The 10,132-nt window shown below is 40.5% G+C and carries 8 protein-coding genes; 3 read left to right on the plus strand and 5 right to left on the minus strand.

Annotation, left to right across the window (positions count from 1 at the left end):
• The first annotated feature begins 9 nt into the window (after positions 1-9).
• Positions 10-1,104, plus strand: a complete 1,095-nt coding sequence (locus KO534_RS02125; protein WP_215926699.1) for an ankyrin repeat domain-containing protein — start codon at positions 10-12, stop codon at positions 1,102-1,104.
• A gap of 118 nt (positions 1,105-1,222) precedes the next feature.
• Here KO534_RS02125 and KO534_RS02130 read toward each other — a convergent pair whose 3' ends face one another.
• The 5 genes from KO534_RS02130 to KO534_RS23840 all read right to left on the minus strand — a co-directional run bounded on the left by KO534_RS02130 (position 1,223) and on the right by KO534_RS23840 (position 6,183).
• Positions 1,223-2,320: a metalloprotease gene (locus KO534_RS02130; RefSeq protein WP_215926701.1), complete on the minus strand. Its 1,098-nt coding sequence runs from the start codon at positions 2,318-2,320 to the stop codon at positions 1,223-1,225.
• Between the two features lie 147 nt (positions 2,321-2,467).
• A complete protein-coding gene (locus KO534_RS02135) occupies positions 2,468-3,646 on the minus strand; it encodes a hypothetical protein (protein ID WP_215926703.1) in 1,179 nt (392 codons plus the stop codon).
• 18 nt (positions 3,647-3,664) lie between these two features.
• The gene (locus KO534_RS02140; RefSeq protein WP_215926705.1) at positions 3,665-4,699 is read right to left on the minus strand and encodes a hypothetical protein; all 1,035 of its coding nucleotides are present in this window, start codon (positions 4,697-4,699) and stop codon (positions 3,665-3,667) included.
• A 206-nt stretch (positions 4,700-4,905) separates the two neighbouring features.
• Complete coding sequence (locus KO534_RS02145; RefSeq protein WP_215926707.1) at positions 4,906-5,673, minus strand: phospholipase; 768 nt, start codon at positions 5,671-5,673, stop codon at positions 4,906-4,908.
• A gap of 300 nt (positions 5,674-5,973) precedes the next feature.
• A complete protein-coding gene (locus tag KO534_RS23840; RefSeq protein ID WP_436836563.1) occupies positions 5,974-6,183 on the minus strand; it encodes an HNH endonuclease domain-containing protein in 210 nt (69 codons plus the stop codon).
• A 785-nt stretch (positions 6,184-6,968) separates the two neighbouring features.
• Between KO534_RS23840 and KO534_RS02155 the strand changes: the two genes are divergently transcribed.
• Both KO534_RS02155 and KO534_RS02160 read left to right on the plus strand, forming a co-directional pair.
• Positions 6,969-8,960 carry a metallophosphoesterase family protein gene (locus tag KO534_RS02155; RefSeq protein WP_215926709.1) on the plus strand — a complete coding sequence of 664 codons (1,992 nt, stop codon included), beginning with the start codon at positions 6,969-6,971 and terminating at the stop codon, positions 8,958-8,960.
• Positions 8,961-9,152: 192 nt separating this feature from the next.
• Entirely contained in the window at positions 9,153-9,932 is a 780-nt protein-coding gene (locus KO534_RS02160; RefSeq protein WP_215926711.1) for a hypothetical protein, read from the plus strand.
• Positions 9,933-10,132 lie beyond the last annotated feature (200 nt).

The following is a 10,132-nucleotide window of genomic DNA, read 5'->3' on the forward strand; positions in this document are numbered from 1 at the left end:
GTAGTACTGATGACACTTAACAAATTGCTAAAGGCATGTATTACCGCTTGTGTGGTGCTAAACCTAGTCGCTTGTAGTCAAGATTCTTCTGTCAATTCGGCGCAAGTCACGCTTAGCGCTGAACAACATGATCAGCTATTACTTGATGCCAAACAGGCTATTTTAAATTTAGATTTATCTTTACTAAACTCGTTAACCTTAAAAATAGATGTCAATCGCCCGCTACCCGACCAATCTAGTTTACTAGCTTGGGCGGCAGAAACCCAAGAGCCACAACTAGTTGAGCTGCTGCTTAGCAAAGGCGCTAAAGTAACCTTGGCCAATGGCAATCGATTTAGCCCAATGATCCAGGCTTGTAGATACGGCAACTCTGCCATCATCAACGCATTGTTAGACAAAGGAGCGGATCCAAATAGCAAAATTGATGACGGCACCAGCGCCTTTCAACTTTGCGCAGGCTCTGCTACAAGTATCGACTTAGCCAAAATGGCGACGCTTGGAGCGAGTGCTGGTACAAATATCAGCGCCACAATCAACACCACAAACGATTACGGCCAAACTCCGTTAATGTGGGCTGCTAACGCTGGCAATACCGACAATCTGCATTACCTAGTCAAACAAGGTGCTAACATTAATCAGCAAACTCTAGAAGGTTACAGCCCCTTATTCTTTGCTATAAAGAGTCAAAACTTAGCCACAATTAAAGCCGCTATTACCCACGGCGCTGACCTACTTGCTACAGCAAAAGACGGTACCAGTGCAGCACAACTTGCAGTGTACACCGGCAATTACGAATATTTGAATTGGTTTGCGAGAGAGTTAAAAACACTTATGTCACCCGCTGCAATCAAACAATCCCTGACAGCTTTTGACCGTAACGGCCATCAATTACTCCATGGGGCAGTGAATGCCAACCAGCCAGAATTAGTTTCAAGTTTGTTAGCAGTTGGAGCCAACAGCACAACCATTAGCCAACCATCAAAATTAAAATGGCGTTACGAAGCAAACTTTAAAACCGAAAACTACTACCCGCCCCAGCTCACGCCCATTGAAATAGCCAAGCAAAAAGGCTTCGAAAACTTAGTAGCAATGTTAGGTAAATAAGCCTTTTAAATGTAAAACGGTGACGCAGAGAGGGAGTTATCACTTCATTTTTATATACCCGTCATATTTATCATGACGGGTATATTTTCTATTTTCTTGTAACTAGTTTCTAGTTTTACTAACTATTCAATATTTTTAGCGGTAACGACAAGGCTTCGTTGTCGGTTTGCCCAACCAGCCAAATAATTGCGCTTAGGCCACCAATTGTGAGCACATACCAAATAATAGACACAATTTGCGCATAACGATTAAGCGGCAATAAATCACTCAAGTGCCGGCGTTTATATTCAAAGAAAATTTCAACACTACCAATAGCCAGTAAAAACCCTAATAAGGCCAAACCAAATTGATAGCTAATATACACCCCCAACGCCGCGCCTAACCCACAGGCGATAATACCCACACGAGAGTTAATAGAAAACGCGATACTTTTTAGCACATGGCCACCGTCTAACGGCAATACCGGCAACATATTAAATAAGTTTAACAAGGCATTAAATACCGCTAAGCCAGCGAGTATTTCTAAATCGGTGATCCAATACCCCACTAAACAGGCAACCGACAATATCAAGCCAAAGAACGGCCCCATAATAGATATAACAATATCTTGCCAACGGGTATTAATTTTTTCGTCGCTAAGAGCCAAACCACCCACAAAGGGGATTAGGTAGATGCCTTTGGTTTTTAAGCCAAAGTACTTCATCGCCTTAATATGTCCATATTCATGAAACACCAAACAAAGAATAAGGGCTATGGCAAACTCGATAGAAAACAACCAACTATAAGCCGCTAAACTGCCAGCAGCAAACAACACTTTAATCACTTTAGCACTTTTAAATAGCTTTAAACCCAGCCCTGCCATTCCGATAAAACTAAACTTTATGGGTTGCTTTTGGCTGGGGTCTACTTGCCTTTGCTCTATGTCTTTTTCAACCAGCTTGTTTTCATCAACCAGCTCATCATTCACCAGTAGCTTAAATTGCAACTCAAAAGGCTGCCAATGCAACACACCACTTAGCTCCACCCGAATGTCGCCCTGCTCACTTTGTAATAAAAATTGATGAGCAAAACTACCACTGTCACCACTTTGGTTAGCACTAACAGTTGCGTCAATTTGCGACACACACTGATCGCCCCAAAACAGTTGCTGCCAACCTGCCATAGACCCTTCTAACTTCAAGGGCTTACCCAAACACTCAACTTCTAATAACTGCACGCTTTAGACTCACATAAATTCAACACAAAAAACCTAGGGCGATTATCACTACATTTTTTACTGGAACAAGGTTTATTGAAAATAAATGTGAGAAGGAAAGTAATCCAACGTAACAAATGACGCCCTAAAGGGCGACCTACCCCCCCCTCAAAACTGTGTTGATATTTCATCATGAAATTTAAGAAACTTATCTTCATCTACATTCCAATTATTGAATTTTTCCAGTGCGCCAACGCTAATAAATAGACCGACTTGATCGCTATTTTTAGTAATACCAAATGAGTATGTCCGGTTATAGAAAAAGCGCATTCCCCAACCGATATTGGTTTTACCATCAAACTCGCTTAAAGCTACAATGGCTGACGCGCCATAAGAGGTTACGTCACTACCGTTGTTTTCCCACTTTAACTTATTGTAGCCAAGTACATCGACAATAAGCGCTGGCTTAAAGTCCGTTTCTTGATCAGATACATATTGCAATGCTGTCGAAGGGTGCAGCACTAGCCATTGATATTCAACAGGCTCTCTAAAACCCACCAAATTACCTTGTTGTATTTTATCTTTTGCAGTTACCACATTTGTGTTAAACAAAGACTCCCAAGGCCAAAGAGGCTCTGCCTTCTGGTAATAGTCTTTATATCCTTTAAGCCTATTTTCAATAGTAACAAGGTGTAAATTAAGCGTATCTAAATTAGCGGCATGAATGACTTTGCTAGCCAAAACTAACCCTCTAAAAAGTCCTATAGTTTCTTTAACAGCCTGAACACAAGCATCACCCTGCCAAGGGTTAAGATTAGACTCAGGGCAGTGCCGAGTAACAACAGATAAGCCACTATAAGACGAAATTAGCTTAGTGGTTAAGTCATCTCTTTGACCAATACCTATAGTGAAATCAGCTTGCGATACATCCCGTGTTAGCAGCAGTGTATTCAATCGATGAATAAACTCAGCCCATACTTGAGCTGTTTCGACACTTGCTGTCATTTTTGCTTGCTGTTCAGCATAAGCAATTAGATCAACCAACATGTCATCTACATTTTTTTTCAACTCTAGAACATTGCCTTTGTCATTTGAATTCGTTGCATTTTGCAATTTTTCCAGAAGTTTTTTTGTAAAAGAGTCAATATCTGTTTGGCTGCCAAAACAGTTATTTGCCACCATGTTCGCCACTATTTCAGCTGAAATGGTAATCCCTGCACGAACTTCTAGATTGTCTGCATTTTGGATATATACATCGGGTAAAACTGTGTCCTCGGTTGGGCATAACTGTGCAGAAACCGCGGTATGGCTAGCGACAATCAATACAATACTTAATATTATCTTCATAATGCTCTCCTTCCTCGGTTAGTCTGCAGCTATAGTGGTTAAAAATTCATAGTATTCACGCAGAGCTTTTAAGAACTCCTCAATAGATGACATGTCTTTCGGGTTAATCTGTTCTAATTTTAGTTTTAGTGACTGGGCTTGTCCTTCAACTGTTGTGGATTCGTATTGGGCAATAAAATTAGCTAGATTTGTTTTATCAATACTATTTCTGCCAGCAAAGCTGCGCATCATAGGTACAAAAAGTGACGGAATAGCTAGGTAATGGTCAAAGGCATGCACATTGATTTGCGTGGTGTTTTTGCCTTTTATTGGTAGGTGTAAATATAACCCCCCAGCTTCTTCTTTCCATATAACTGCATCTGCCTTATCACTTTGAAATGGTTTTACCATTGGAATGGGATCAAATTCATGCTGAGCATTAAAGTATTCTTCACACAATCCGTAAGCAATATTCAGCGTTGGCTTTACTAAAGACCGGTATACCTGATTTTCAGAAACCACCCTAGATACATTGGCAATCATCCAAATATTTGATGGTCGGTAAACTCTTGGAAGGAGCTCCTCTTCAACACTCTGGGTAAACATAGCCTGAAGCGTGTCATGCACTACAGCAGTTCCCAAAGAGTGAACGATAATACTCCAGTCAGTTGTAGTTTTGGCTATATCTAAAAACGATTTAGCCACATTTAGCCGTACTTCTTCAGCTATCAACGGATACCACTTATAGAGCACAACATCTAAAATATGGGTGGTAAAAAAGTTGTCTTCCCCCAAACTTTGCGTAGCTTTGACTATCTGCTCCAAACCACCAGACGAAATTCCACCTATTTTAAGGTTTTCAAGTACATCATCTGCCTGACTTTTCCAACGAGCTCGTTGCTCGTCAAAAACATTGTCATACCTTATTTCAACAAATTCAAAAAGCTCATCAAAGTCTTTGGTAAATACAGACTGTAGTTCTGCATACTGTTGCTTTATTTGAGTTTGTATTGCATTTGACCAATTTTCTTTATGCTGACCCATGCCATGCACTAAGGCTATTTTATGTTTCATAATTAATTACTCACATTGGTTAGTTATTTAACACCTACAACAATTTACTAAGTGCTTGAAGAGGCTTAAATCTCTCACTCAAATATTACAAACAAACATAAAAAGTAAAGTTGAATGAGGTAGCTGCTTTACAGCATGGGTACTGCGGCATTTAGCGTAAAACCCACACATTGCTTTGAGGACGTAGCATTTTTGATTAAAAAGTCTTATAAATTAATACTTCGATTGGCTTTCAGCACAGTTTGGATATTCTGCAATTTAGAGGCATCTAATTTTTCAATATTGAGATCTTTTATACCAATTTGTACTTGCCCTTTCGCTGCGTCACTTAAGTCGACGTTGCCATACTTAACTTTATTCAATAGGGTTATTTGCTCGGTTACCTTAACTTTCTTCAATGTTAAAACATTAAGCCCAACAAACTTAGCTACTGGCGCACCATCTCTCACTAAAAACTCTAGTCGGTTAGATTCCACTATATTGGGTTGCTGTAAAATATCAGTAATTTCCTTTTCGAACGCAGAAAAGTCAAAGTCTTTGGCACGCTCAGAATTTAAGAACGCATAATAATCTTCGGGTACTGTTTTACCGTTAAAAGAACCTTTACCACCCATCTTAACTGCAAATTTATAAAGTAAGGCCACACCTTTACATAGTGGCTTACTAGCAAAGTTACAGCGGTCACAGCCAGCATTCATAGTGTCTAAAAAGTCGCTGTCACACACTGCTCGCCTTTGTTCTTTTTGCTCGGTTGCGGTTAATTTACATATAGGCTTATTGTAATTTTTGCCCCCTTCCAAACAGTTGCTATAACAGTTGTCATGAGCAGCACAAGCAGAACTAAAGTTAACGCACATTAGCCCTACTCGTTCAGGCACCAAAGGTTCATTCCAGCCCGAGCCACAACCATTGTTAAAATCTTTAGCTAGTAAAATCGTTGAAAAAAACAAAGATAGAAAAATACATAACCGCATGATGACCCGCCTCTAATTATTTAACAGTAATAACTTAAGAGTGTTTAACTGAAGATATTTATCTCACTAGGTTTTGGTTATATTTTAAATGTTAGGAGTAATTTATTAACACGACAGCTAGAGAACAATTTAATCAGAAACCTCTAAAACCACTCTAGCAATTGCTGCACTTCTTTTAATCGGTCACGCTGCAATAAAATCGACTCAAACAAATCGTCTATTGAGGTGTTGTTAGGCGACAATCCCGGCAAGGCTATATTCGCCTCAGCGAAAAATCGCTGTTGTTGATTGGCACGCTCATTATAAAGCCTTTTGCCACCATTGCTTTAAACGCTGCCTAGCGTCGTTAAACTTCTTATTCGAAGGTAACTTGTCACGCTTTTCATTGTTCACTTTTATATTACTTGGTACTAAATTCCAAAGATTGCTATTCGGCCTTCTTGAAAACGGTATATTGTGATCAACATCGTATTTAAGTATTAGAGGTTTGGCAGACCACACACATTCCATTTTCAGAAGCGTAATAATTTTACCTCCAGACTTAGCTAAATTTGCTAATTTTCTTAATGCCCTAGCTCGCTACGATTTTGGGATATGCATCCTAACAGTACTTAACAAAATTAAGTCAAAACTAATTTCTAAACGACTGGTTTTATCTAATGCAGGGAGGGAGTCTTGCAAACATTTAACATTTTGCCCTTGTGCAGTAAGTTCACCAACTTTGAGCATTTCAATCGCTGGTTCAACCACATACACTTTAGCGCTATTTTCACCTTCATTACCAGCAGCAAGCTTAGTAGCAAGTTAACTCGCATCTCTGCCAACATCAGCGCCAACATCAAGAATATTTACATTTGGCTGTTGTAGAACAGCATCTAAATAATGACACCAGACCTTATAAACATCATAAAATGAGCGGGACAAATACTACGACGCTATTTCACGAACTTGATTATTGTAATAATCGCTAGACAAGTTAATCCTTTAAATTACGCAAAACGGGAATAATTCAGAACCTAACAGGTATCACCAACGTTAGGGAAATATCTACTAAATTAGAAATTAAAAACCAATACCGAATAATAGCTTCATCAACAAGGCATTTATTTTTCATAAACAATTCCTACCGGCATCACAAACAAATTTAGTATTTTCAAAGACTTAATGAAATTTCACTCATCCCAGTCACTTAACCTTCATATTTTTGCCATCAAAATGCAGTGTTTGATTTTTAAGCTGGTTTCTACAAGTCAATTTAGGTTTGTTCAAACTCACTAAAAAATAGGAAACTAAAAATGTCGCGGTCAATTTTTACAAAAACCATTATTTCACTAGCGTTATTAGGGGCGTTAGCTGGCTGTGATGGGGATAAAACTTATGTTACTAACGTGGTAGAAGAAGTGATTGAGCCAGAACCAGAACCTGATGACACTACTCCACCAGACCCCGTGGTTTACAGTGAGTTTAAAATTGGCTTATTACCCGATACCCAAGGTGGCAGTGACTCAGAAGGTCAAGCTCACGTGGCAATGCACCCTATGGCTGAAGTGTTAGAGCACCAAGCTGCGGCAGGGGTAAATATGGTTATCGCTTTAGGCGATTTAACCGATGGTGGGTCGGAGCTGGAGTTTGCCGAATGGCGCTCGGTTGCCGACAGTTACAGCGAACAAGGTATTGAGTTTTTACCGGTAATGGGTAACCACGAAACCAGTTATGCCTATACCTATAACTGGATTGAGAATATGAAAAACTTCATTCCGGAAGATGCCATACACATGCCGGGTTATGAGTGGGTGAATTATTATGTGATACGGGAAAACGTGCTGGTAATTGGTTTAGCCTATTATAATTTGCCGATTGCTTTTGATTGGATCAAAGAGGTGGTGCTTAACAACGAAGACAAGGTTGAGCACATAGTGGTAGCCAGTCACGATGGCTTAATTGGTGCCAAGTATGGGCAAACTCGCGAGCAAATTGTTGACGGCACAAAAGATGATGCTTGGGTTTACGATGTACAGCCTAAAATACGTGACTTTTTTGCGTCTCGCGATGTAATTTATGTACAAGGCCACGAGCATCAATATCAACGTTCTTTGATTAGCTCACAAACAGCTCTGACTACATTACCATCTAGCTCTACGCCAACTGGTGGCAATTACAAAATGAATACTTACACGCAAATTATGGCGGGTAATGCTTCGTATAAAGGTTATGAATTTCGCTTTGGTGAGCGCGATTTAGTACAAATGATAGTGTCACAAAAAAATGCCACCATGAGCAGCGGCTCTACCCATTACGATGTTAACTCGTCGCTACTAACGTTTAACCAAGACCGCGTTGATTATCAGTCTTACTTTGCCGAGCATACCGCTAAGTCAAACGCCGATGACCAAGCATTTGATGCCAATTGGCAAATGATGGATAAGTTCTCGCGCACCACTAATCGCTGCGAAACCGTGGTGTATCCCAGTTCGATATTAGCCGACACGCGACCGGTTTTAGTGTTGTCGCCCGAATATATCTCTAACGATTGTTTTGCCGATGATGGCACTTATGCCAGTTTAGTGGGCGGTGAAAACAACACCTTTAACCGCACCGACACACGCACCCGCGACATGGGCATTACCCCAGGTTTTAGCCGCGCCGAAACCTTAAACGACTTAGTGCGTTTAGCTTTTCAATGGTTGTATCAATACCACGAGAGCTGGTCACCTAACTTAAACAGTGCGGCCCGAGTCATACCTGATTACGACAATGACGAAATGATCATTCCCGAAACCACTATCGACCTAAAAGAGCATGTCACCCTTAGTTGGACACCGGCAGATAACACTGCATCCGACATTTTAATTATCAGTGGAACTCAAAACCAAACCGGTACTTATCAAGATGATTATGGGGTAGTAAAAGATATCGAAGCGGATACAGGTTTAGCCTTGTCGCAAACCGATGGTACTGAAAAACAACCCGTGGCATTACCTACTAGTGCCAGTAAATCTTGGGATATTAGCTCTGCTGTGGCTGATTCTTACGCGGTACGTTTTACCGCACCAGAAACCACAGACGCGGCATTAGTCACCCTTGCCCAAAAAGGCTCTGATTGGGAAGCGATTGCGCCAGCTGAATGTATAGTTGATGCGCCCTGGAACGAAAGCTATTTAATCCAAGCACCAACGCGAGATGCAAGTTGTAGTGACCTGCCATTAGTTGGCTACGACAGTGCCTTTGGTAACCGTTGGTGGGTAGTGTTAAATGCTGATACTGAGTTGGCGTTAATTAACCTATAAAATTAAGGTTAAATTTTGTTTATCGGGGCTGGTAGCAATTTACCAGCCCTTAGTGTTGTGTGTTTAGCGATATAACTAAGTTATTAAAACCAGCTTATAATCTGATTTTTAATTGGAACCACAATCCCCTATCCCATTATGCAAATAGCTATGTATAATCAGTAGCATATCTAATCACTAGTAATACAGATAATGGCGAACGACCCCTTAGATGACATGCCTAAAATTAGGCTAGAAAAAGACGACTTAGAATCTTTTCATCGCACGCGAGCACAAGCAACTAACAAAAGCGCTAAAAAAGGCAAGCAGCCGGAAGAACCGAGCACACCATCAAACTCACCGTCTTGGTTTGCTTTTTTGTTTTTGTTGGCAGTGATTGTGGGTGCGGCAAGTTTCTGGTCGTTTAAACAATACAAAGTGTTGCAACTGGCACAAAGTAACAATACAAAACTAGAAAGCCGTATTACAGAGCTTGAAAACCGTTTGTCTGCTACCGGCGAAGATATGGATCAATCGGCTGCGGCGTTACAAGTTAAAGTCTCAGAGCTGAGCGAAAAGACACAACATTTGTGGTCAGAAATGGACAAACTTTGGGCGTCAGCTTGGCGACGCAACCAGTCTGAAATTGGCGATTTAGATAAAACCCTAAAGGCGCTAAAAGCCACTAGCGAAAAAAGCGCAAAAACGCTCAGCAGTAATACTGCCGAAAACAACACAAGCATTGGTTTGGTTAAAGAGCAATTAGAAAATCAGGCTAATTTGCTAAGTCAGTTAAATAAACAGTTTAGCCAGGTGCGCGATGTGGATGCCGATATCGAACAGCAACTCGCGAGTTTACGTGAAAAGCTGATATCGACAGCACTAGCTAATAATAACTTAACCAATCAGATTGATGATTTACGCAAAAAAGTGGCCGCTGCTGAGAAAAAAGCCAATTACGTAGAGAACCTTATTACTGGACCTACGTCTTAAGCAATAATTGCAATACTTGGTTTACTTCACACACAAAAATAGAGCGCAATGCGCTCTATTGCCGCTCAGTTAAGAAAACGTTTAATACTCGATTGATAATTTATTGATGTAAAAACAATAAAAGTGGATTCCGGCCAAAAGACTGCCGGAATGACGAGTGTACGGGAAGGTAGTAAAGGCTGCCGGAATAATGGTATGGA

Origin of the sequence: Paraglaciecola arctica (genome assembly GCF_018861065.1) — a bacterium.
GTDB lineage: Bacteria > Pseudomonadota > Gammaproteobacteria > Enterobacterales > Alteromonadaceae > Paraglaciecola > Paraglaciecola arctica_B.

Bases quoted from the DNA above. Each gene is read 5' to 3' on its own strand.
- KO534_RS02125 (WP_215926699.1), top strand. From the start codon at position 10: ATGACACTTAACAAATTGCTAAAGGCATGTATTACCGCTTGTGTGGTG.
- KO534_RS02135 (WP_215926703.1), bottom strand. From the start codon at position 3,646: ATGAAGATAATATTAAGTATTGTATTGATTGTCGCTAGCCATACCGCG.
- KO534_RS02140 (WP_215926705.1), bottom strand. From the start codon at position 4,699: ATGAAACATAAAATAGCCTTAGTGCATGGCATGGGTCAGCATAAAGAA.
- KO534_RS02145 (WP_215926707.1), bottom strand. From the start codon at position 5,673: ATGCGGTTATGTATTTTTCTATCTTTGTTTTTTTCAACGATTTTACTA.
- KO534_RS23840 (WP_436836563.1), bottom strand. From the start codon at position 6,183: ATGGAATGTGTGTGGTCTGCCAAACCTCTAATACTTAAATACGATGTT.
- KO534_RS02155 (WP_215926709.1), top strand. From the start codon at position 6,969: ATGTCGCGGTCAATTTTTACAAAAACCATTATTTCACTAGCGTTATTA.
- KO534_RS02160 (WP_215926711.1), top strand. From the start codon at position 9,153: ATGGCGAACGACCCCTTAGATGACATGCCTAAAATTAGGCTAGAAAAA.